At 57.0% G+C, this 21,908-nt stretch carries 20 protein-coding genes and 1 tRNA gene; 20 read left to right on the top strand and 1 reads right to left on the bottom strand.

Annotation, left to right across the window (positions count from 1 at the left end; genetic code table 11):
• Window positions 1-123: 123 nt before the first annotated feature.
• From AC6CHQ_RS15270 to AC6CHQ_RS15240, 7 genes are all read left to right on the top strand, one after another.
• A complete protein-coding gene (locus AC6CHQ_RS15270) occupies window positions 124-1,725 on the top strand; it encodes a putative polysaccharide biosynthesis protein (RefSeq protein WP_251240363.1) in 1,602 nt (533 codons plus the stop codon).
• Window positions 1,726-1,729: 4 nt separating this feature from the next.
• Entirely contained in the window at window positions 1,730-3,190 is a 1,461-nt protein-coding gene (gene yabN, locus AC6CHQ_RS15265) for a bifunctional methyltransferase/pyrophosphohydrolase YabN (RefSeq protein WP_251240364.1), read from the top strand.
• The gene (locus AC6CHQ_RS15260) at window positions 3,191-3,481 is read left to right on the top strand and encodes an RNA-binding S4 domain-containing protein (protein ID WP_251240365.1); all 291 of its coding nucleotides are present in this window, start codon (window positions 3,191-3,193) and stop codon (window positions 3,479-3,481) included. It begins immediately after the preceding gene.
• Window positions 3,482-3,613: 132 nt separating this feature from the next.
• Window positions 3,614-3,919 (top strand): sporulation protein YabP, encoded by a 306-nt coding sequence (gene yabP, locus AC6CHQ_RS15255; RefSeq protein ID WP_008301233.1) that lies wholly within the window; start codon window positions 3,614-3,616, stop codon window positions 3,917-3,919.
• Window positions 3,916-4,419 (top strand): spore cortex biosynthesis protein YabQ, encoded by a 504-nt coding sequence (gene yabQ, locus AC6CHQ_RS15250; protein WP_251240366.1) that lies wholly within the window; start codon window positions 3,916-3,918, stop codon window positions 4,417-4,419. The genes yabP and yabQ overlap by 4 nt, the downstream gene beginning before the upstream one ends.
• Before the next feature lie 48 nt (window positions 4,420-4,467).
• Window positions 4,468-4,896, top strand: a complete 429-nt coding sequence (locus AC6CHQ_RS15245; protein ID WP_251240367.1) for an FtsB family cell division protein — start codon at window positions 4,468-4,470, stop codon at window positions 4,894-4,896.
• Between the two features lie 485 nt (window positions 4,897-5,381).
• Complete coding sequence (locus tag AC6CHQ_RS15240) at window positions 5,382-5,816, top strand: S1 domain-containing RNA-binding protein (protein ID WP_251240368.1); 435 nt, start codon at window positions 5,382-5,384, stop codon at window positions 5,814-5,816.
• 278 nt (window positions 5,817-6,094) lie between these two features.
• Here the strand turns inward: AC6CHQ_RS15240 and AC6CHQ_RS15235 are convergent.
• Window positions 6,095-6,168 (bottom strand) — tRNA-Met (locus AC6CHQ_RS15235).
• A gap of 249 nt (window positions 6,169-6,417) precedes the next feature.
• Between AC6CHQ_RS15235 and AC6CHQ_RS15230 the strand changes: the two genes are divergently transcribed.
• The 13 genes from AC6CHQ_RS15230 to lysS all read left to right on the top strand — a co-directional run bounded on the left by AC6CHQ_RS15230 (window position 6,418) and on the right by lysS (window position 21,583).
• The gene (locus AC6CHQ_RS15230) at window positions 6,418-8,829 is read left to right on the top strand and encodes a SpoIIE family protein phosphatase (RefSeq protein ID WP_498082004.1); all 2,412 of its coding nucleotides are present in this window, start codon (window positions 6,418-6,420) and stop codon (window positions 8,827-8,829) included.
• 24 nt (window positions 8,830-8,853) lie between these two features.
• Window positions 8,854-10,305 (top strand): tRNA lysidine(34) synthetase TilS, encoded by a 1,452-nt coding sequence (gene tilS / locus AC6CHQ_RS15225; RefSeq protein WP_498082003.1) that lies wholly within the window; start codon window positions 8,854-8,856, stop codon window positions 10,303-10,305.
• Window positions 10,302-10,844 (top strand): hypoxanthine phosphoribosyltransferase, encoded by a 543-nt coding sequence (hpt, locus tag AC6CHQ_RS15220; RefSeq protein WP_092055972.1) that lies wholly within the window; start codon window positions 10,302-10,304, stop codon window positions 10,842-10,844. Before tilS ends, hpt begins: the two co-directional genes overlap by 4 nt.
• Window positions 10,845-10,997: 153 nt before the next feature.
• Window positions 10,998-12,998, top strand: a complete 2,001-nt coding sequence (gene ftsH / locus AC6CHQ_RS15215) for an ATP-dependent zinc metalloprotease FtsH (RefSeq protein ID WP_251240371.1) — start codon at window positions 10,998-11,000, stop codon at window positions 12,996-12,998.
• A 103-nt stretch (window positions 12,999-13,101) separates the two neighbouring features.
• Window positions 13,102-13,866, top strand: a complete 765-nt coding sequence (locus AC6CHQ_RS15210; RefSeq protein WP_092055968.1) for a type III pantothenate kinase — start codon at window positions 13,102-13,104, stop codon at window positions 13,864-13,866.
• Window positions 13,867-13,884: 18 nt separating this feature from the next.
• Complete coding sequence (hslO, locus tag AC6CHQ_RS15205; RefSeq protein ID WP_498082002.1) at window positions 13,885-14,772, top strand: Hsp33 family molecular chaperone HslO; 888 nt, start codon at window positions 13,885-13,887, stop codon at window positions 14,770-14,772.
• A complete protein-coding gene (locus AC6CHQ_RS15200; RefSeq protein WP_092055963.1) occupies window positions 14,753-15,682 on the top strand; it encodes a peptidyl-prolyl cis-trans isomerase in 930 nt (309 codons plus the stop codon). The genes hslO and AC6CHQ_RS15200 overlap by 20 nt, the downstream gene beginning before the upstream one ends.
• Window positions 15,683-16,051: 369 nt before the next feature.
• Complete coding sequence (cysK, locus tag AC6CHQ_RS15195) at window positions 16,052-16,975, top strand: cysteine synthase A (protein WP_251240372.1); 924 nt, start codon at window positions 16,052-16,054, stop codon at window positions 16,973-16,975.
• A gap of 155 nt (window positions 16,976-17,130) precedes the next feature.
• Window positions 17,131-17,985: a dihydropteroate synthase gene (gene folP / locus AC6CHQ_RS15190; protein WP_251240373.1), complete on the top strand. Its 855-nt coding sequence runs from the start codon at window positions 17,131-17,133 to the stop codon at window positions 17,983-17,985.
• Window positions 17,985-18,353 carry a dihydroneopterin aldolase gene (folB, locus tag AC6CHQ_RS15185; RefSeq protein WP_251240374.1) on the top strand — a complete coding sequence of 123 codons (369 nt, stop codon included), beginning with the start codon at window positions 17,985-17,987 and terminating at the stop codon, window positions 18,351-18,353. Before folP ends, folB begins: the two co-directional genes overlap by 1 nt.
• A complete protein-coding gene (folK, locus tag AC6CHQ_RS15180) occupies window positions 18,350-18,865 on the top strand; it encodes a 2-amino-4-hydroxy-6-hydroxymethyldihydropteridine diphosphokinase (protein WP_251240375.1) in 516 nt (171 codons plus the stop codon). Before folB ends, folK begins: the two co-directional genes overlap by 4 nt.
• 57 nt (window positions 18,866-18,922) lie before the next feature.
• The gene (dusB, locus tag AC6CHQ_RS15175; protein ID WP_251240376.1) at window positions 18,923-19,939 is read left to right on the top strand and encodes a tRNA dihydrouridine synthase DusB; all 1,017 of its coding nucleotides are present in this window, start codon (window positions 18,923-18,925) and stop codon (window positions 19,937-19,939) included.
• Window positions 19,940-20,092: 153 nt separating this feature from the next.
• Window positions 20,093-21,583 carry a lysine--tRNA ligase gene (lysS, locus tag AC6CHQ_RS15170; RefSeq protein WP_251240377.1) on the top strand — a complete coding sequence of 497 codons (1,491 nt, stop codon included), beginning with the start codon at window positions 20,093-20,095 and terminating at the stop codon, window positions 21,581-21,583.
• Window positions 21,584-21,908: the final 325 nt, after the last annotated feature.

The raw sequence follows: 21,908 nt of genomic DNA, 5'->3' as shown, positions 1-21,908 counted from the left end.
ACCGGCGGAGCGGCGGTTTTTTGTATGGGAGCCATATGGCGGGTACTCGCAGTGGCAGGCAGATGTTCCGTTTTGCCGGCGTGCTATAATGGGGATATTCTTGGAAAGAAGGAAGCCTGAAGCATGCAACAGCAATGGAACATGAAGACCTTCATGAAAGGCGCGGCGCTTTTGGCGGCGGCCGGCATCATCGTCAAAATCCTGAGTGCGGTTTACCGCATCCCGTTCCAGAACCTGGTCGGCGACAAGGGGTTTTATATATACCAGCAGGTGTACCCGTTCATCGGCGTCATCACGGTGTGGACATCGGCAGGGTTTGCGGTTGCCGTATCCAAGGTGATGGCGGACCGGGATCGCGCAGAAAGCGGCGCCGTCATGAGGATTGCGCTGGCATGCCTTGCTGTGGTGTCCGGCGCAAGTTTTCTTGTACTGTTTTTGGGCGCAGAGATGATTACCGGTTGGATGGGAGACCGGCAACTGGCCCCGCTTCTGCGGGCCGGATCGCTTGTCATCCTGTTCATGCCGGTTCTCGCGCTTCTGAAGGGGGTCTACCAGTCGGAAGGCCGCATGGCCCCGGTCGCGGGCGCCCAGGTGGCCGAACAGGCGGTACGGGTGACGGTCATCCTGACGGGCACTCTCATCGTCGTCTCGGCCGGTGCCTCACTTTATATGGCAGGGCAGATGGCGATGTGGGGAGCGGTCGCAGGCGAGGCGGCAGGCGTCCTTCTTCTGTTTGCCCTGTTCAGGAAGTGGACGGGCCGCCCGGACTTCCGTGACCGTTCAACATCGGTCCGCGCCTGGCCCGTAGTAAAGGAACTGACGGCCATCAGCCTCGCCGCGAGCCTGAGTTCGCTGATTCTGCTTTTCTTCCAGATGGTCGACTCGTTCACGGTATTCAACCTGATGGCGGAAACGATGGAGCGGGAAACCGCGATGGAGGCGAAGGGCGTGTATGACCGGGGCCAGCCGCTTGTCCAGATGGGCATTTTGCTTGCCTCGACCCTATCCTTGTCGATCGTGCCGCTTGTCGCGGCCCACACGGCAAAACAAAAAGGCAGAACGGCCGAGCCTTTTATCCGACTGGCCTGGAGGCTCGCCTTCCTGTTCGGCTGGGCAGCGGCACTCGGACTGATCCTCGTCCTGCCGTATGTCAATGAAATGCTGTTCGAAACCCGGAGCGGCTCCGCAGCCATCATGGTGTTTTGTATCCAGATATTCGAGCTGTCGCTGATTTTGCCGCTAATGGCAGTTTTGCAGGGGCTGGGCCGGGTAAAGGTGCCGGCGCTCCTGCTTTTGCTGGGCCTCGCGGTCAAGACGGCGGCCAACTGGGTGCTCGTGCCGCAGATGGGCATCCTCGGTGCCTCCATTGCGGGAGTTGCCGGATTTGCCGCAGCCGGTGCCGGAATACTGATCTACTTCAAGAAAGTGTGGCAGGTGCGTCTGGCAGAAGGCAGGTTTTACCTGATGATCGCGATGGCATCACTGATGATGGCGGCAGTCCTTATTCCGTGGATGCTCCTGGCCGACGTCTGGCTGTTTGACGGGCTCCCCGGGCGGATCGGCGCAACATTTACCGCGCTTACCGGAGTCGCAATCGGTGCTTCTGTGTTTCTTGCGGTCATCGCGAGGACACGTGTGCTGTCGGAGCGGGAGTGGTACCTGATCCCGTTCGGGCGCAGGCTCGCCGCACTGCAGCTGTTTTTGAACAAACCCAAGAGGAAGTGATCCCATGAAGGAAATTACCGTGATCGGCCTCGGTGCATCCGGCCTCGACGGATTGCCGCTCGGCGTCTACAGGAAGCTGAAAAACGCCGGGCTTGTCCATGTCAGGACGGCCGACCATCCAGTTATCGCTGAACTCGAGGCGGAAGGCATCACGTTCCGCACATTTGATGACGTCTACCGGAAGCATGACACCTTCCCGCCGGTTTACCGGGAAATCGCGGACACGCTCCTGGCGCTGGCCGAAAAAGAACCGGTCATTTATGCAGTGCCCGGCCACCCTCTCGTCGCAGAGCAGACTGTCCAGCATCTGGTTGAGGCAGAGCGGGAAGAAAAAGTCCGCCTGCACATTGAAGGCGGCCAGAGCTTTCTCGATCCGGTGTTTAATGCGCTCCGGATCGACCCGATCGACGGCTTTCAGCTTCTTGATGGCACGGAGATGCACCGGGACGATGTAAAGATGAACCAGCATGTCCTGATTGCGCAGGTGTATGACGCGTTCAGCGCATCTGATGTGAAGCTCACACTTATGGAAAAGTATCCGGACGACCATCCGGTGACGATTGTGACAGCTGCGGGCTCACCTGAAGAAAAGCTTGTCACCGTTCCGCTTTACGAACTGGACCGGACGGTGGAGACCAGCAATCTGATGACGGTCTATGTTCCTCCTGCCGGCCAGCTTGAAGGCCGGCTGAAGGAATGGGACGCGTTCCGCGAGATCATCCGGATCCTGAGAAGTCCGGATGGCTGCCCGTGGGACCGGGAACAAACCCATGAGTCGCTCAGAAAGTACATGATCGAAGAAGCGCATGAGCTCGTCCAGGCAATTGATGACGGTGACGATGACGGCATCATCGGCGAATTGGGCGATGTGCTTCTGCAGGTGTTCCTCCACGCGCAGATCGGCGAGGACGACGGTTACTTCCAGATGGAGGATGTGCTCGAAACGGTGGCGGAAAAGATGATCCGCCGCCATCCGCATGTGTTCGGAGATGCAGACGCTGAGGATGCCGATGCCGTAGTCAGCAACTGGCAGGCGATCAAGGAGAAGGAAAAGACCGGTTCGGCCGGCTCGGTCCTGGACGGTCAGGAACGCTACGCGTCCTCCCTCCTTACGTCATACAACTACCAGAAGGAAGCCGCCAGGCACGGATTCACCTGGCCGGACGAGGCGGGAGCCTGGGAGAAGTTTGACGAGGAATGGCAGGAATTCCGTGAGGCCGCGGAGAATGGGGGAGAAGGCGAGCGGACCGATGAGTTCGGCGACGTGCTCTTCACGCTCGTCAATCTCGCCCGCTATTACAAGGTGTCGCCCGAAGAGGCGATGGCCGGCGCCAACCGCAAGTTCAGAAGGCGCTTTACCCATGTCGAAAAACGGGTCCGGGAAGGCAGGGGCCGTTTTGCAGACTACACGCTCGACGAACTCGATGCGTTCTGGGACGAAGCGAAACGATTGGAGAGGATGTAAGTGAGACTCGATAAATTCCTGAAAGTGTCCCGCCTTATTAAACGGCGCACGCTCGCAAAGGAAGTGGCGGACCAGGGCCGCATCACGATTAACGGCAAAAAGGCCAAGGCATCAAGCGTTGTCAAAGAAAATGATGAGCTTGCCATCCGCTTTGGCCAGAAACTGGTCACCGCCCGGGTGGACATGCTGAAGGACTCTGTAAAAAAAGATGAAGCCGGCAACATGTTCACGATCCTGAAAGAAGAAAAACTTGAAAAAGTCGAACCCGAATTCATCGACGACGAAGACTGACAGAAACCGGCCCGGAGCGCATCCAGCGTTCCGGGCCGGTTTTTGCTTCCAGCCGCCCGGGTCATGTTTCCCCGCGTCCGCTCATACAATGCGTTGAACGGACAAGGACAAGCGAAAAGGGGGAACGAACAGATGCAGATCGAACAGACGGACAATCCGGGCACCGCCTACCAGATTCCATCGGGCGACCACCACGTGTCACTCCGCAACCGCAAGAGGATGGACCTGACATCGGTGAAAGCGATCGACCGATTCGACCAGGAAGAATTCATCGTGCGCACCTCTCAGGGCCAGCTCCAGATCCGGGGGGACGGGCTCCGCATCGTCCACCTAGATGTGGACAAGGGCCTTCTCACCCTCGAGGGAACCGTGAAAGTGCTCCAGTACGAAGATGAAGACGGCCATTCGCGGAATATCCTTACCAAGTTATTCGGATGATCGTTTCCCATCAGCTGCTCAGCCTGCTGGCCATGGTCGGGACAGGCATCCTCGCCGCTGCCGTCATCGACATGATCCGGACGGCGGGCGGCGGCACCCGGGCCGGCACCGCCATCGAACTGATGGCGTGGCCGCTTTTGGGGTTGGCCGCATTTTCCGTCCTGTTCGCGGTGCGGTCCGGCGAATGGCGGCTTTATGACCTGCTTGCCCAGCTGCTTGGCGTCCTGCTCTATGAATCTTCACTTCACCGCCCGTTCCGGTTTGCCGGGCGCCTCCTCACCGTGCTGGTCATCCGGCCCATCCTCTTCCTGCTGGACCTCGTCTGGAGGGTGGTTGCCTTTATAGTCGGTATCCCGCTTAAGCTGATTCTCATGCTGATCCGGTTTCTGCTGCGTCCCTTCCGGAGGCCGGCCCGGGCAGTGCGCAGGAAAGCGGGAACCTTGTCAAGAAAAGTTCGCCGCAAGTTCGCCGGTCTCCCCTTAAAAAAGAGGTCCGCATGAGGTATAATGGATGAATCATGCGCTCCGACGCAGGCAGGGGGACCGAGGATGGAACAGAAAAGCAGGCAGGCAAACAGTCATGGGCCCGTCACACCGATCCAGACCGAATATGTCCGGGCCCGGGAACGCAAGGAACAGATCAAGAAAGCGCGGAAAATCCGGCTCTACCGGAGACTGGCCGTCTTCGCCGTCATCGCTGCGCTGACGTTCGGGTGGATGGGCTGGTCGCTCATCGAGAAAAACCAGGCCATCGCCGCCAAGCAGGAAGAGAAAAAAGCCGCCTTGGCGGAACTGGAGAAACTCCAGGAAGAAGGCGCAGCCCTGGAACTTGAACTTGAAAAACTTGACGACCCGGAATACATCGCCAAGCTCGCCAGGAAGGAATACCTCCTGTCCGAAGAAGGCGAAATCATCTTCACCCTCCCGGACGAGGAGAAAAAAGACAAAGATAAAAAAGACGGCGACTCCGAGGAGTAACACGTCATTTATAAAAAGCTCTGTTATTGGCGAGTGTACTGAAAAAGTAAAAGTGCTGATTTCCGTTCCAGGTCCTCTATGGTGAGTTTTCCAGTGGCCTCTTTACCGGCGGGTGTTTATTAACCATTAATTGGAGTGAAGGGCGGTGACTCCTGCGGAAAAGGAAGAGCGGAGAGACCCTGAAAGGGGCCCGATGCCTTCCCCGCGGAAAGCTTCCGCCCGTAACGGAAATCAACAGCCGGTCCTAAAGCAGAGATAGATAAGGGGGACAGCAGCGGCCCGGGAATGACCGGAGTAGCCGCTGCTGTTTTTAATGAGAAAGCTCCTCTGAAACTCGGCACCTGCCAAGAAAAACGTCCGATTCATTGACACTCTTTGATTGTTGGTTATAATTAGGTTAAGGGACTTGGTCTGTCAAGACCCGGAATATGTATGCATGGCTGTATGAACAGCCCGCTTAATCTTTAAGGAGGAGCATTTTTTTTATGTCAATTGAAGTCGGCAGCAAGGTACAGGGAAAAGTAACAGGAATCACCAACTTCGGGGCATTCGTTGAGCTGCCTAACGGAAAGACTGGCCTGGTCCACATCAGTGAGGTTGCAGACCACTACGTCAAGGACATCAATGAACTGCTCAAGGTCGGCGATACCGTAGAAGTTAAAGTGATGAATGTCGGCAATGATGGCAAAATCGGCCTGTCGATCCGCAAGGCGAAGCCTGAAGCGGAACGTCCACAGCGTCCGGAACGCCCATACCGCCCGCGCGGCGGCAACCGCGGCGGCAGCGATCATGGCCGTGTAGGAAAAGAAAACTTCGAGCAGAAGATGGCACGGTTCCTGAAGGACAGTGAAGACCGTCTGTCCACGCTCAAACGCGCAACAGAGTCCAAGCGTGGCGGCCGCGGTGCGAGAAGAGGCTGACTTGCTGACTGCTTCGACCAAAAAAAATCTCTGATATAGATGGCCCGGGAACAGCCCGGGCGCGCTTCGGCGGCCTGACGGATCCATTCCGTCAGGCCGCTTTTTGCTGTGGGCTAATTGGGTTTCAATCGGGAGAGCGACATGGACATGGCGAACCGAAGTCCGCCACAAGCGGCCCATCCTCCGCCATCCGCCAACGTTCCGCATGAACCAGTCCGTACCGCGCACCGGACACAAAAAAACCGGCCCTCCCCGAATGAGAAGGACCGGTTTTCGTATAGCGGCGGAGGGGATCGAACCCCCGACCTTACGGGTATGAACCGTACGCTCTAGCCAGCTGAGCTACACCGCCGTGTTTGCGACACTACCATATCATACAGAGCGGCAGACCATGTGTCAATCTTTTTTTGGCTAAATCAAATAAAACCTCTCCCGCAAGAATCGCCGTTTTCCCGCCAACTTCCGCGTATACGGAAAATTCCCAAAAAGAGGCCGAATCCGTCGAAAGTTTCTCCGGCGCGGTTGCCAGGAACAGACAAACTTCCGTGGATCGCCTCGGTATACTCAGGACACTCGATTCGAGATAAGGGGGAATCCAAACATGAGATTATTGGGGAGTGATGCCTGGCAAAATGCCGGCATGCCGTTGAGGCGCTGGGCGGACGCGGTGGCCAGGCGAAAAGTGAAGATCGGGTTCTCGCTGTTTTTCCTGGCGGCCTCATTCTTCCTATCGCGGGCGGTGCTGTTCGAGGCGGCGGTGCCGTTCCTCTTGCCGGTATGGGCGCTCGCGGCGATCCGCTACCGGCAATATCTGCCGCTCGTCATCATCGGAGGCGGACTCGGCAGCCTGATGCTCGGTCCGGGTCAGGCTGCGATCCATATCCTTCAGATCTTGCTGTTCCATTCGATCATCCGGTTCCGGGTCTTCCGGAAATCGGTCCCTGTGACGCTCGGGCTCACCGTGCTTGCAGTACAGGCTGGGTGGCAGATGGTCTCCCACAGCGGACAGGTGGCAGGGAATGTCTGGTTTCTCGTGGGCTGCGAGGCGTTGCTGACTGCATTTATGGCAGTATTTCTGTTTGCGGTGTTCACTCCGGCACACCGATTTCTGCATGAGCGGTGGACAGCGGAGCGGACGGGTGCCGCATTCCTCGTCGGCGCACTCATGATTACAGGGATGGGCGGCGTGATCTACGGGCAGTTTTCGCTTCCGGCAGTACTGATTCATCTTGCTGTCCTGTTCTCGGTGTCTGCTGGGGGTCTGGCCGCGGGAACGGCCGCTGCTACCGTGATCGGGACAATTGTCAGCGTGTCCAATCTCGAGTTCAGCGGCATGATCGCACTTTATGCGCTGACCGGGTTTTGCGCGGGGGTCGCGGCAAAGGCCGGAAAGCTTGGCATCGCCGCTGCCGCACCGATCGCCTCGGTATTCTTCTATATGTATGATGAAACACTGCCGCTTGATGAAGTTCACTTTATGTCGATGGCACTGGCCACACTCCTGTTCCTGTGCATTCCATCCCGCTCGCTTGCATTCGTGCGCAGCCGTGTAAATCCGGACCGTACCGTGCAGTCAGAGCGACGCAGGGTCTGGCTCGAGGAGAAAATGGACAGCCAGCTGCAGGATTTCCATCAGTTTGCACACTTCATGTCACAGCTTGTAAGCGATCACAACGGCAGCCGGGAAGATGAAGGACAACGGCGTCCGCCGTCCATCTGCCAGTCTTGTTTCCGCTACGAAAAGTGCTGGGCTGATCCGGAGGATGGAATCGCGCCTCTCCTCGATGATTGGATGAAGGCACAGGCCTCGCCGAAGCGCGGGGCGAGAATCCGCATGGAGGAGCGGATCGGGTACAAATGCGTGCGCTCCACAGGGCTTATCCAGGAGCTTGAGGAAGATTATTCCCAGGCCGTCCTGAACAATCAGCTCCACCACGGGCGGAAGATGCTTGCGCTCCAGCTTCGGGACATGAGCCGCCACCTGAACGACATGATGATGAATATGAAAGAAGAGATCAAAACATTCCGGCCTGAAGAAGAGGAGTTGTCGGCACGTCTTCACCAGATGGAGGTCCCGCACTTCCAGGTGGATATCCTGTCCGAGGAGCGGGGCGCGCGCAAAATCGTCTGTTCGCTGCCGGACCGCAAGAGCGAATGGGAAACAGAGCGGATGGTCGCGGAGCGCCTCATCATGCCGGTGCTGAACGAAATGTACGGCGAGCCGTTCGAGGTGGAGAAGTCGGTGTTCCTGGAAGATCCGTTCCCGCATCTTCAGGTGACATTCGTCTCTGCCGTCCGCTTTAAGATGGACTATTCGGTCGTCTCCTCCTCAAAGGACGGTACATTCCATGCGGGGGACTCCCATGAGGTGTTCCAACTCCATGACGGCCTCGCGGCAGTCATCCTGTCGGACGGCATGGGTTCGGATGCGCAGGCCTACCGTGAAAGCCGGAAGGTGATCCGGCTCATGAGGGAGTGCCTGAACCGCCGGATGGATCCGGAGACCGCGATGCACACGCTTCATTACGTCATGTCGCTCAAGGGCGGGGACGATATGTACGCGACGGTTGATCTGGCGCTGATCGACCTGCAGGACGGGCGGCTCTGGTCATACAAGGCGGGCTCCATGTCGACGTACATCAGCCGCGGCGGCAAACTGTTCAAGCTTGAAAGCGCTGCGGTGCCATTCGGATTCCTGCCATCCTTCTCGGTGGACGCAAAGCGCCACGGCCTGAAGGCGGGTGATGTCATCGTCATGATGACGGACGGCATGTTCTCCCCGTCGGTCGCGCCCGAACAGCAGGAGCGCATGCTCGGCGCGGTGCTGTCGCGCTGCGAAGACCGCGGGACGGATGGGATGGCCGACTATATCATGCAGGAGATGGGCCGCAAATTCCGGCTGCCGTCTGACGACCGGACGGTGATTGTCATCAAGATCGAGCATACGGTCCAGAAATGGTCAATATTCACGCCGTATTCGACGGTTACCGGGAAGGAAACGGTGGTAAGATGAAAGGAAATGGGAGGAGGGGTGCAGATGACGGAAGAACTGGAAAGGCAGGCAGCGGCGCTGATCCGTAAAAGGGACTGGATTCCGGAGGGTGGCCGGGTGCTGGTCGCCTGCTCCGGCGGCCCTGATTCCGTCGCCCTCCTCCATGTAATGAAACATCTGGGGAAAGGTTTCCGATTCGCGGTGGGGGCGGCACACGTCGACCATATGCTCCGGGGCGAGGAATCCGAGGAAGATGCACGCTTTGTCCGCGCAATGTGCGCAGGGCTTGGCGTGCCTTTCCATGGAACGGCGATACCTGTCGGTAAGATCGTCCGGGAACAAGGCGGTAACGTCCAGGATATCTGCAGGGCCGAGCGGTACCGATACTTCGCCGAAGTCATGGAGGCAGAGGGATACGGGGTGCTTGCCACGGCGCATCATGCGGACGACGTGCTCGAGACTGTGCTCATGCGTCTGGCGCGGGGAACGGCGAATGCGGCACCGGGTATTCCGGTATCCCGGAAATTCGGCCATGGACTTCTCATCCGTCCGTTTCTTTTAAGTGAAAGAAGGGAAGTCATGGAGTACTTGGACGTGCGCGGGCTTTCTTATAGGACGGACCCGAGCAACATGAAGCCGGATTATACGCGAAACCGGTTCCGGCATCGCATTCTTCCGCTTATCCGTGATGAAAATCCCGGAGCCGCGCGCCATGTCGCCAGTTGGGATCTCGCCAGAAGAGATGACGAGGCCTATCTCCGCGAGCGTGCCCTGGAAGTGTGGGAGGAGATTTCGGAGCCCCTTCCGGGGGGCGGGCTCGCCGTGAAGACGGAAGCCTTTTCCCGCGTGCCCGTTGCTTTACAAAGGCGTCTGGTTCCCCTACTATTAGACTATCTATACCTTTCGGATCCGACCCCCTCAGGATTGCGTCTCGAGTCGCTGATCCTCAGCCAGCTTTCGAGTACCGGGGGGAGCGGTTCGGTCGATCTGCCGTCCGGTTACAGGCTGGAACGTGAGTACGGAAAAGCCGTATTCCGGAAAGCCGCAAAGGAAGTGCCCGAAAAAGCGGGGGAGATGTCCCTGCCCAAGGGCAGCTGGCTGACGGCGGAAAATGGGATGCGGCTGTTCTGGTCGGACCGGGTGGCGGTTTCCGATCCCGAACCCGCTCCCGGCAGGGAAGTGCTGTATTTTGGTGAAGAAGAGGCTGTCCTGCCGCTCTCGGTCCGCCTGCCGCGTGCGGGCGACCGGATCTTCCTCCCGAATATGGCCGGACCGAAGAAAGTGTCACGGATTTTTATCGACGGCAAAATCCCGCGCAGCCTGAGGGATGCGTGGCCGGTCGTCACCGCGGCGGACGGAAGCGTCATCGCAGTCCCGGGCGTCCGGTACGGCAAGGGATTCACCCGGGACGGCCGCAAGGGCGGCCCGTACATATTCATCGTGGAACATGCAGGAGATGTAAATCACGCGGACCACGCACAGGAGGAAACCACATGATTGGAAACGATATCGAACAGATTCTCATCTCGGAGGAAGAGATCCAGGAAAAGGTCGCCGAGCTCGGGGCGGCGCTCACGAAAGAGTATGAAGGGAAGTTCCCGCTTGCAATCGGTGTGCTGAAAGGCGCGCTGCCGTTCATGAGTGACCTGATCAAGCGTTTTGACGGCTACGTTGAGATTGATTTTATGGACGTCTCGAGCTACGGCAATGCGACAGTCTCATCCGGTGAAGTGAAGATCGTCAAGGACCTGAACACGAGTGTCGAAGGGCGCGACGTCCTGATCATCGAGGACATCATCGATAGCGGGAAGACACTCAGCTACCTGATCGATCTCCTCAAGTACCGGAAGGCGAATTCGATCAAGATCGTCACCCTGCTCGACAAGCCGACCGGGCGCAAGGTTGACCTGAAGGCGGACATCGTCGGTTTCGAAGTACCCGATGCATTCGTCGTCGGCTACGGACTTGACTACGCTGAAAAGTACCGGAACCTTCCTTATATCGGCGTCCTGAAAAAAGAAATCTACTCGTTCTGATGCACATGCCGGTTTAAGTGAACGGTAAGAAATTCTCGGGGTTTTGGATCGTGTTCCACGGACCATTTCCAGTCAAAGCCTTTTCTTTTGGCGGCGGTGGGGTCCTATGATAAGATTTACTATAGTTTTCTTTTAATGGTGAGGAGGCTCGGGATGAACCGAATATTAAGGTATACCATCTTGTACGGCCTGATTTTCCTCGTAATCATGGGGATCTTTGGTTCGTTCAATAACCCGAATACACAAACGAAAAACCTGACGTATAACGAGTTCCTGACGGCTTTGGCCGAAGGGGATATCAATGAGGCGACCATCCAGCCTAACCAGCTGGTGTACGAGGTCCGCGGGACGATGAATGACGCCAAGGAAGGCGAAACCTTCATTGCCAACATTCCTCCGGACAACGAGCAGCTCATGAACGAGATCGACCGCGTGGCGGACCAGTCCGACACCAAGATCACCTTCCTGCCTGCACCTCAATCAAGCGGCTGGGTCCAGTTCCTGACAGGGCTCATTCCGTTCATTATCATCATCATCCTCTTCTTCTTCCTGCTGAACCAGGCACAGGGCGGCGGCAACCGGGTCATGAACTTCGGTAAGAGCAAAGCCAAGCTTTACAGTGAAGAAAAGAAAAAAGTCACGTTCAACGATGTGGCCGGCGCCGATGAGGAAAAAGCCGAGCTGGTCGAAGTCGTCGACTTCCTGAAAGACCCGAGCAAGTTTGACAGCATCGGTGCACGCATCCCTAAAGGGATTCTTCTTGTCGGACCTCCGGGTACCGGTAAGACACTCCTCGCCAGGGCAGTAGCCGGTGAAGCCGGCGTGCCGTTCTTCTCAATCTCCGGTTCGGACTTCGTCGAAATGTTCGTCGGTGTCGGGGCATCCCGTGTCCGTGACCTTTTCGAAAATGCGAAGAAAAACGCGCCGTGCATCATCTTCATTGATGAGATCGACGCAGTCGGACGCCAGCGGGGCGCAGGCCTCGGCGGCGGACATGATGAGCGTGAGCAGACGCTGAACCAGCTTCTCGTAGAGATGGACGGCTTCGGCGAAAACGAAGGCATCATCATCATCGCCGCGACAAACCGTCCGGATATTCTTGACCCTGCGCTTCTCCGCCCGGGACGTTTTGACCGTCAGATCACGGTCGGCCGCCCGGACGTGAAGGGACGCGAAGCGGTCCTGAAGGTCCATGCACGCAACAAGCCGCTCGCGGACTCCGTCGATCTCAAGGCGATCGCGGCCCGCACACCGGGCTTCTCCGGGGCGGATCTTGAAAACCTCCTTAACGAGGCTGCCCTTGTAGCGGCACGCCGCAACAAGAAAAAGATCGACATGACCGATATCGACGAGGCGACGGACCGCGTTATCGCGGGGCCGGCCAAGAAGAGCCGCGTCATCTCCGAGAAGGAACGCAAAATCGTCGCATTCCACGAAGCGGGCCACGTTGTTATCGGCCTGACGCTCGATGAAGCGGAAATGGTCCACAAAGTGACCATCGTCCCTCGCGGCCAGGCGGGCGGCTATGCGGTCATGCTTCCTAAAGAAGACCGTTACTTCATGACGAAGCCTGAACTCCTCGACAAGGTGTCCGGCCTCCTCGGCGGCCGTGCCGCTGAAGATATCGTCTTCGGCGAAGTGTCGACCGGCGCTCACAACGACTTCCAGCGTGCGACAGGCATTGTCCGCCAGATGGTCACCGAGTACGGGATGAGCGAAAAGCTCGGTCCGATGCAGTACGGCCAGAGCCAGGGCGGCAACGTCTTCCTTGGCCGGGACATCGGTTCGGAGCAGAACTACTCCGATAAGATTGCCTACGAGATTGACCAGGAAATGATGGACATGATCAAAGAGCAGTACGCGCGCACGAAGAAGATCCTGACCGAACGTCGCGATCTGCTTGATCTCATTGCGAACACGCTTCTCACCAAAGAGACGCTCGACGCACGGGACATCAAGCACCTCGAAGACCACGGCAGGCTCCCGGAGCCGCTTGATGAAGAAGGCCAAGAGCCCGAAACTGAAGCGACGCCGGATTCAACCGGTGCGCCGTACGATCCTTCTTCGGGTGACCTCCCGCAGGAAGACGGCTCAAACACCGAAACACCACAAGGCCCGATCCGCGAAGACCGGAAGGGACCTGGAATCGATTAAGCCTATCAGACCGGCGCCCCAAATTAGGGGCGCCGGCTTTTTTTGCCGGCAGCGGTTGTGATATGATGTTACGGACAATCGAATGAATAAGTGAGGAATGGCCATGATTCTGGTAATGGATACCGGGAATACAAATATTGTCCTTGGTGTATACAAAGGGGACGAGCTGATCTACCAATGGCGGATGGGCACCGACCGCCGGAAAACAGAAGATGAGTTCGGCATGCAGGTGAAGTCGCTGTTCACCCATGCTGGGCTCGACATGAAGGCCATCGAGGGAATCATCATCTCCTCCGTTGTGCCGCCGATCATGTTCGCGCTCGAGCATATGTGCGAGAAGTACTTCGGATTGACACCGCTCGTCGTCGGGCCGGGGGTCAAGACCGGCCTGAACATCAAGTACGAAAACCCGCGCGAGGTCGGCGCGGACCGGATCGTCAATGCGGTGGCGGGCATCCATGAGTACGGCACTCCGCTCATCATCGTCGATTTCGGAACCGCGACGACACTCTGCTATATCAATGACAAAAAAGAATATATGGGTGGCGTCATCGCACCGGGGATCGGCATTTCGACGGAAGCGCTTTTTGAGCGCGCATCCAAGCTGCCGCGCGTCGAACTCGTCCGCCCGGAAAATGTCCTTGGGAAAAACACGGTCGCAGCCATGCAGGCGGGTATCGTCTACGGCTATGTCGGCCAGGTGGAAGGCCTGATTTCGCGCATCAAAGAAATGGCCGGCGAGGAGCCGACTGTCATCGCGACAGGCGGACTTGCTCCGCTTATTGCAAGCGAGACGGAAGCCATCGACATCGTCGACTCCCATCTGACACTCAAAGGATTGAAACTGATTTACGACCGCAACCAATGAATGAAGGAGATGGATCATATGTCTGATTACATCGTCAAAGGTTTGGCTTTTGATGGGACGATCCGCGTCTTGGGGGCGCGGACCACGGAAACCGCGGCAGAAGCACAGCGCCGCCACCAGGCTTGGCCGACGGCAACTGCTGCACTTGGCCGGACGCTGACGGGCACCGTCATGCTCGGCTCGATGCTGAAAGGTGACGGTAAACTGACGGTTAAAATCGAAGGGGGCGGCCCGGCGGGTGCCATCCTGGCTGATGCTGATGCGAACGGCCATGTCCGTGGCTATATTTCAGACCCGTACGTCCACTTTGATCTGAACAGTCAGGGCAAGCTCGATGTCCGCCGCGCCGTCGGGACGGAAGGGATGTTTTCCGTCGTGAAGGATCTCGGTCTCCGTGACCACTTCACGGGGCAGGTTCCGATTGTTTCCGGTGAAATCGCCGAAGACTTCACCCAGTACCTGACTGTCTCCGAGCAGGTGCCGTCCGCGGTTGCGCTCGGTGTCCTGGTCAATCCGGACAATACGGTCAAGGCTGCGGGAGGCTTCATCATCCAGGTCATGCCGGGGGCAACCGATGAAACGATCGATCTCCTTGAAGAGAGGATCACGAAAGCCCGGCCGGTATCCCGACAGATCGAAGACGGCCTGACTCCGGAGGAAATCCTCGGGGAGGTGCTCGGAACCGAGAATATCCGCTTTATCGACACGCTACCGGTAGACTTCGAATGCGACTGTTCCAAGGAGCGGTTCAGCAATGCGATTGCCGGGCTCGGGGACCAGGAAATCTCCGAAATGATCGAAGAAGACCATGGAGCCGAGGCGCAGTGCCACTTCTGCCTCGAAACGTACCAGTTTTCCGAAGACGAGCTGAGAGGATTCCTGAGCGATGAGAAGGCAACGGACTGAAACAGATCAGCCGATACGTAAACGCCGTCTGAAGACAAAGCCTGTCCTGATCCTCCTCGCCATCCTGCTTGGCGGCAACCTACTCTGGTTCACGCTCTGGCTGACCAAAGACGGCGGAAGTGTAAAGTCCGCCGGCACCGGCGAACAAGTGGCTTCCGTCGGCAAGGAGGTCGTCACGCATGAGGAGTGGGTGGCCGCCATGGAAGAGCAGGTCGGCCGGGAAACCCTGCGCGGACTGGTCAACCAGAAAGTGATGGAGGCTGCTGCAAAGGAATATGGCATCAAGGTCTCCGAGGACGAAATCGACTTGGAGATTGCCATGCTCCGGGCGGGCGGTGAAGGCACCGGGGAGCTGACGGGTGAGCCGCTCCGAAAGCAGGTGAAGTCACAGCTGATCCTTGAGAAGGTGCTGACGAAAGATATCATCATCGAGGACGGGGCAGTGGAAGACTACTACGAGAAAAATGAATCGCTGTATGATGTAAAGCCGTCTTACCGGACTGCTGTGATCATCCTGCCGAATCAGTCGGAAGCTGAAAAGGCGCTCGGCGAACTGGAGAACGGTTCATCGTTCGGTGCGCTTGCACGCGAACGATCAGCCGACCGCGTTTCAGGCAGCCTAGGCGGGGAGATCGGCTATGTCAGCGAGTCTTCCGAGAATATCGATCCGGCCATTGTGTCGGCCGTTACCGGCATGAAGAAGGACGAGACCGCCGGTCCGATCGCGCTTGCTGATGGGACAGTGGCTATTGTGAAAGTGTCTGACGCAGCGGAAGGACGTCTTTTCAAGTTCAAAGAAGTCAAAGACCAGATCCGGCGGGAACTCGCCATCGAGCAGCTTCCGCAGTCCGTCACGCCAGAAGTATTCTGGGAAGAGTTTGGCGCGGAATGGATATACGGAAAAGAATAAGGAAATCCAAAAGCATGCCTGCGGGCGTGCTTTTTTGTTATACGCTAACGCTCCGTTCCAAGCGGCGATTTCGTCATTCGCGGTCTCACTTTCGTCATTCACAGTCACCATCTCAACGAATGACGAAATTAACAGGCGGAATGACGAAATTAGACGATCGAATGGAGAAACTTTGGGGCCGAATGAAGAAATCGCAGCAGAATCTTCAGGCCATTGCGTAGAGCCGAGAGATGTTTACTTAAAGAAAAGCCTTATGTGCAGGAGGAAAGGCGGAGAGTGTGGAATTGTACGAATTGACACCATTGCGCATACATTGTTATCATGTAGGAAATAAAGCCTATTAGATTAATAGGGATTGGAGTGACGGGGATGAAAACACGAGTAGGAAATTCGATTACAGATCTTATTAATCAGACGCCACTGGTGAAAGTGAACCGCCTGACCGGAGAAAATGATGCGGACATCTACCTGAAGTTGGAGTACTTCAACCCGGGCAGCAGCGTCAAGGACAGGATTGCGCTTGCGATGGTCGAGCAGGCTGAAAAGGAAGGCAAGCTGCAGGAAGGCGGCACGATCATCGAGCCGACAAGCGGCAACACGGGGATCGGACTGGCCATGGTCGCGGCGGCCAAAGGCTATAAGACCGTCATCGTCATGCCGGACACGATGAGCATGGAACGCCGGAACCTCCTCCGCGCGTACGGAGCCGAACTCGTGCTCACACCGGGTGCGGACGGCATGAAGGGCGCCATCGCCAAGGCGAATGAACTGGCAGACCAGAATGGCTGGTTCCTGCCTCAGCAGTTCGAGAACTTCTCGAACCCTGAAATTCACCGCCTGACGACAGGCCCGGAAATCGCGGACTCCCTTGACCGGGTGGATGCGTTCATTTCCGGCATCGGCACTGGCGGAACCATCACCGGCGCGGGCGGTGTATTGAAAGAACGCTTCCCTGAAGTGAAGATCATCGCAGTCGAGCCGGAAAAATCCCCGGTCCTGTCCGGCGGCCAGTCCGGCCCTCACAAAATCCAGGGAATCGGTGCCGGCTTTGTTCCTAAAGTACTGGATACAGATATCTATGATGAAATCATTCAGGTATCCGATGAGAATGCATATGATACGGCACGCCAGGCCGCACGCCAGGAAGGCATCCTCGGAGGAGTCTCGTCGGGCGCAGCCATTTATGCGGCTCTTGAGACGGCGAAAAAGCTTGGCAAAGGCAAGACGGTCGTCGCCATTCTCCCGTCCAACGGCGAACGCTACCTGAGCACACCGCTTTATCAGTTCGACTGATCACCATACCAAACAATGAAAAAGGGGGCTCCGGCCCTCTTTTTTATTTTGTGCGTTTTCCGGATGTTCCGGCTTTACTATGGAAAAACAGCACCGGTCCGCTGTAAGATGAGGAGAAGAGCGGCAGGGCCGCAGTGAACTGGAGGTATGGCAGCATGGCATTCAACGGCAGCGATGGCCGCTTTCAAATCGGCGGTGCATCCTTGGACTTTAATAAAGAAACGGTGATCATGGGCATCCTGAACGTGACGCCCGACTCTTTTTCCGATGGAGGGCGCCACAACGCGACGGAAGACGCGGTTCGCAAGGCGCTCCAGATGAGAGACGAAGGAGCGAAGATCATCGATATCGGCGGCGAGTCGACACGGCCCGGACATACCGTCATCTCGGTGGATGAGGAACTGTCCCGGATCGTCCCGGTGATCGAACGGTTAAAGGAAGAGGAAGGCATCTGCCTGTCGGTCGACACGTATAAGGCGGATGTGGCGAAGGGTGCGCTCGATGCGGGTGCGCATATCATCAACGATATATGGGGAGCCAAGCGGGAGCCGGACATCGCCAAACTTGCTGCGGAGCGAAACGTCCCGATCATCCTTATGCATAACCGGGAAGAAGAGGCATACAGCGATTTTTGGCCGGACGCGAAGGCGGACCTTGAGGAAAGCATTAACATCGCTAAGGATGCAGGTGTCAGTGACCAAAACATCTGGCTGGACCCGGGTATCGGATTTGCCAAGACAACAAATGAGAACATACTCATGATGCGGCATCTGGATGACCTGGTCGCAATGGGCTATCCGGTGCTACTGGCCACATCCCGGAAACGCATGATCGGCAATATTCTGGACCTTCCGGTGGATGAGCGGATGGAAGGTACCGGTGCGACAGTCTGCTATGGCATCGACAGGGGCTGCCACATGGTCCGTGTTCATGACGTGAAGGAGATCAGCCGCATGACGCGGATGATGGACGTGCTGACAGGCAAGACTGCATATAAAGGAGACTTGTGATGGACTACATTCATCTGCACGAGATGCAGTTCTACGGTTACCACGGCGCACTGCCGGAAGAAACGAAAATCGGCCAGCGGTTCACGGTGTCGCTGTCCCTTGCCGTGAGCCTGGAAGAAGCGGGTCGCTCGGATGATTTGGACAAGACCGTGAACTACGCGGAAGCATATACGGTCGTGAAAGAGATTGTGGAAGGAGAACCCGTGAAGCTGATCGAGGCGGTTGCGGAGCGGATCGCTTCGGCAATCATGACAGGCTTCGGGGACAAGGTCGGGGGATGCCGGGTACGCGTCATCAAGCCCGATCCCCCGATCCCGGGCCATTACCGCGCAGTCGAAGTGGACATCACGAGAGGGCGGTTCTCATGAACATCGCCTATCTGTCCGCCGGTTCCAATCTGGGTGACCGTGAAGTTTATCTGCGCGAAGCGGCTGCCCGGCTAAACAGCCTGCCCGGCACGGAACTGGACCGCCTTTCTTCCATCTACGAAACCGATCCGGTCGGCTTTGAGGACCAGGGCGCGTTTCTCAATATGGCGTTCCGGCTCCGCACATCGCTCGGCGCGGAGGAACTCCTGGATGCGTGCCTCGGAATCGAGGCAGAGATCGGCCGCGTGAGGACGATACGCTGGGGTCCCCGGGTGTGCGACCTTGACATCCTGCTGTTCAATGATGAAAATATGGAAACGGAGAAACTGACCGTCCCGCATCCGCGCATGCATGAGCGGGCGTTTGTTCTCGTGCCGCTCCTTGAAATGGAACCGGGTCTTGCGGATAAGCTCCAGCAACGATTTCCCGGCTTTCCTGAAGTCGATCTTGAGGACGGAATCAAGCTTTACAGACAGATCGATGGACCGGCCGCTTTTCTTGAAGGCGAATGATCCGGTCTTTCTATACAGCAGTTTGCCCTGGATCCGGGCAAGGCAGGAGGAAATGAAATGAACAAAACACGCAAGCCGTTCAAGGTCGGGGACATCACGATGGATAACCGTGTCGTCCTCGCTCCGATGGCGGGCGTCTGCAATTCCGCGTTCCGGCTCACCGTTAAAGAATTTGGCGCGGGCCTCGTGTATGCCGAGATGATCAGCGACAAGGGTATTAATCAGCGGAACGAAAAGACGATGGAAATGCTATACATCGACGAGCGCGAATATCCGCTCTCGCTGCAGATCTTCGGCGGCGATAAGGAAAACCTCGTCGAGGCGGCAAGATATGTCGACAAGTATTCGAATGCCGACATCATCGATATCAATATGGGATGCCCGGTCAACAAGATCATTCGGTGCGAGGCGGGGGCCAAGTGGCTGCTCGACCCGGACAAGATCCATGAGATGGTGTCCGCCGTGGTCGGAGCCGTCGATAAACCGGTCAGCGTCAAGATGCGCATCGGCTGGGATGAAGACCATCTCTATGGTGTCGAAAACGCAAAGGCAGTCGAAGCAGCCGGCGGAGCGGCGATTGCCGTCCATGGCCGCACGCGCGTGCAGTTATACGAAGGAGAGGCGGACTGGAACTGGATCCGCAAGATGAAGGAAGCGGTGGATATTCCGGTGATCGGCAACGGTGATGTCCATACCCCGGAGGATGCCGGGCGCATGCTGGACGAGACGGGCGTGGACGGTGTCATGATCGGCCGGGCCGCTCTCGGAGACCCGTGGATGATCTACCGTACGGTCAAGTACCTGGAAACCGGAGAACTCATCGGGATGCCGTCCGTAAAGGAGAAGATCGATGTCTGCCTGCTGCATTTCGACCGCCTCGTGAAGCTGAAAGGCGAATACGTCGCGGTACGGGAGATGCGCAAGCACGCATCGTGGTACCTGAAGAGCATCCGTGGCAATGCCGGAATCCGCAAAGGCGTCAACCAGGCGGAGACCGAAGATGAGCTGAAGACGCTTCTGCTTGGCTTCGCTAAGGAAATGGAGAACGAACCGGCTGCCGCCAGCGCGGTCTGACTATGCCGGGCCGCCGCTTTTGTGGCGGCTTTTCTATTTTGGGGGCGCGTAGAGATTTCAGCCGGATAAATATATGTGAAGAAACAGCATGGATTGTGTACAATGAACGCATGACTGTAAACCTGTGCACGGACTGACAAAGGAGAGGAAGACATGTCGCACCTGGACGAATTAAATGACCAGCTCGTGGTCAGACGCGAGAAAATGACAGAGATTAGAGAAAAGGGACTGGATCCGTTCGGTTCCCGCTTTGAGCGGACGCACCTGACATCCTGCATCAAGGAAGACTTCGGTGAGAAAACGAAAGAAGATCTGGAGGCGGAGTCACACGAAGTGGCGATTGCTGGCCGGATCATGACAAAGCGCGGAAAGGGCAAAGCCGGTTTTGCGCACATCCAGGACCTGGACGGCCAGATCCAGATCTACGTCCGGAAAGACGACGTCGGCGAGGAAGCCTATGAACTGTTCACGGGAGCAGACCTCGGAGACATCATCGGCGTGACCGGCACGGTGTTCCGTACGAAGGTCGGCGAACTTTCGGTTCGGGCAACCAGCTTCACATTCCTGACCAAGGCGCTCCGCCCGCTGCCGGACAAGTTCCACGGCCTCAAGGATGTCGAGCAGCGTTACCGCCAGCGCTATCTGGACCTGCTTACATCCGAGGAAAGCAAAGAGACCTTCATCACACGGAGCAAGATTATCCGCTCGATCCGCCACTATCTGGACGGACAGGGCTATCTGGAAGTCGAGACCCCGATGCTGCACAGCATTGCGGGCGGAGCCGCAGCTCGCCCGTTCATCACGCACCATAACGCCCTCGACATGGAGCTTTATATGAGGATTGCGATCGAGCTTCACCTGAAACGCCTGATTGTCGGCGGTCTGGAAAAGGTGTACGAAATCGGTCGCGTCTTCCGGAACGAAGGCATCTCGACACGCCACAACCCGGAATTCACGATGCTCGAACTGTATGCGGCATATGCCGACTACAACGACATCATGGAGCTGACCGAGAACATCATCTCCAATGCCGCGCAGGAAGTGCTGGGCACGACAACAGTAACTTACGCCGGAGAAGAGATCGACCTGTCCCCGGGTTGGAAACGGGTACACATGGCGGATATCGTCAAGGAATTCACAGGTGTTGACTTCTGGAAGCAGATGACGAAGGAAGAAGCGCAAGCTCTTGCGAAAGAACACGGCGTCGAAGTGAAGCCGACGATGGAAGTCGGCCACGTCCTGAATGAATTCTTCGAGCAGAAGGTAGAGGAAGAGCTTGTCCAGCCGACATTCGTCTACGGACATCCTGTTGAAATCTCCCCACTCGCGAAAAAGAACCCGGACGACGGGCGGTTCACAGACCGTTTCGAACTGTTTATCGTGCGCCGGGAGCACGCGAACGCATTTACTGAGCTAAACGACCCGATCGACCAGCGTGAGCGCTTCGAGGCGCAGATGGTCGAGAAGGAGCAGGGTAACGACGAGGCGCATGAAATGGATGACGATTTCATCGAAGCGCTTGAATACGGCATGCCGCCGACAGGCGGACTCGGCATCGGTATCGACCGGCTGATCATGCTGCTGACCGACTCCCCGTCGATCCGCGACGTTCTGCTGTTCCCGCAGATGCGCAAAAAAGACTAATGGTTTCCGCCTGTTTTCCCTTCGGGGAACGACAGGCGGCTTTTGTTTTATTCGGCAGCAGCACCCCGTACTGAATTGCCCATTGAAATGAAACATTCCGACTATGATATTTGGGCTTGCGCAGTTCATTTGGCGGTGGTATAGTTATCAACGTTGCGTTTCCGAGAGAAACACACACGAAAGAAAAAAGTTGAAAAAAGTTGTTGACTCGAAGTTGGCGGCGTGTTATATTAGTAAGGTCGCTGTCGAACAACAGCAACAAACAATGAACCTTGAAAACTGAACAGCAAAACGCTGATGAACGAAGTTCCCGGAACCCGACCCT

The organism is Bhargavaea sp. GQ12 (assembly GCF_059758705.1).
The sequence above is the reverse complement of the archived record's forward strand: the minus strand, read 5'-3'. Positions and strand labels throughout refer to the sequence as shown.

Excerpts from the sequence above, each read along its gene's own strand:
- AC6CHQ_RS15270 (WP_251240363.1), top strand. The coding sequence starts at position 124 with ATGCAACAGCAATGGAACATGAAGACCTTCATGAAAGGCGCGGCGCTT.
- yabN (WP_251240364.1), top strand. The coding sequence starts at position 1,730 with ATGAAGGAAATTACCGTGATCGGCCTCGGTGCATCCGGCCTCGACGGA.
- yabP (WP_008301233.1), top strand. The coding sequence starts at position 3,614 with ATGCAGATCGAACAGACGGACAATCCGGGCACCGCCTACCAGATTCCA.
- yabQ (WP_251240366.1), top strand. The coding sequence starts at position 3,916 with ATGATCGTTTCCCATCAGCTGCTCAGCCTGCTGGCCATGGTCGGGACA.
- AC6CHQ_RS15245 (WP_251240367.1), top strand. The coding sequence starts at position 4,468 with ATGGAACAGAAAAGCAGGCAGGCAAACAGTCATGGGCCCGTCACACCG.
- AC6CHQ_RS15240 (WP_251240368.1), top strand. The coding sequence starts at position 5,382 with ATGTCAATTGAAGTCGGCAGCAAGGTACAGGGAAAAGTAACAGGAATC.
- AC6CHQ_RS15230 (WP_498082004.1), top strand. The coding sequence starts at position 6,418 with ATGAGATTATTGGGGAGTGATGCCTGGCAAAATGCCGGCATGCCGTTG.
- tilS (WP_498082003.1), top strand. The coding sequence starts at position 8,854 with ATGACGGAAGAACTGGAAAGGCAGGCAGCGGCGCTGATCCGTAAAAGG.
- hpt (WP_092055972.1), top strand. The coding sequence starts at position 10,302 with ATGATTGGAAACGATATCGAACAGATTCTCATCTCGGAGGAAGAGATC.
- ftsH (WP_251240371.1), top strand. The coding sequence starts at position 10,998 with ATGAACCGAATATTAAGGTATACCATCTTGTACGGCCTGATTTTCCTC.
- AC6CHQ_RS15210 (WP_092055968.1), top strand. The coding sequence starts at position 13,102 with ATGATTCTGGTAATGGATACCGGGAATACAAATATTGTCCTTGGTGTA.
- hslO (WP_498082002.1), top strand. The coding sequence starts at position 13,885 with ATGTCTGATTACATCGTCAAAGGTTTGGCTTTTGATGGGACGATCCGC.
- AC6CHQ_RS15200 (WP_092055963.1), top strand. The coding sequence starts at position 14,753 with ATGAGAAGGCAACGGACTGAAACAGATCAGCCGATACGTAAACGCCGT.
- cysK (WP_251240372.1), top strand. The coding sequence starts at position 16,052 with ATGAAAACACGAGTAGGAAATTCGATTACAGATCTTATTAATCAGACG.
- folP (WP_251240373.1), top strand. The coding sequence starts at position 17,131 with ATGGCATTCAACGGCAGCGATGGCCGCTTTCAAATCGGCGGTGCATCC.
- folB (WP_251240374.1), top strand. The coding sequence starts at position 17,985 with ATGGACTACATTCATCTGCACGAGATGCAGTTCTACGGTTACCACGGC.
- folK (WP_251240375.1), top strand. The coding sequence starts at position 18,350 with ATGAACATCGCCTATCTGTCCGCCGGTTCCAATCTGGGTGACCGTGAA.
- dusB (WP_251240376.1), top strand. The coding sequence starts at position 18,923 with ATGAACAAAACACGCAAGCCGTTCAAGGTCGGGGACATCACGATGGAT.
- lysS (WP_251240377.1), top strand. The coding sequence starts at position 20,093 with ATGTCGCACCTGGACGAATTAAATGACCAGCTCGTGGTCAGACGCGAG.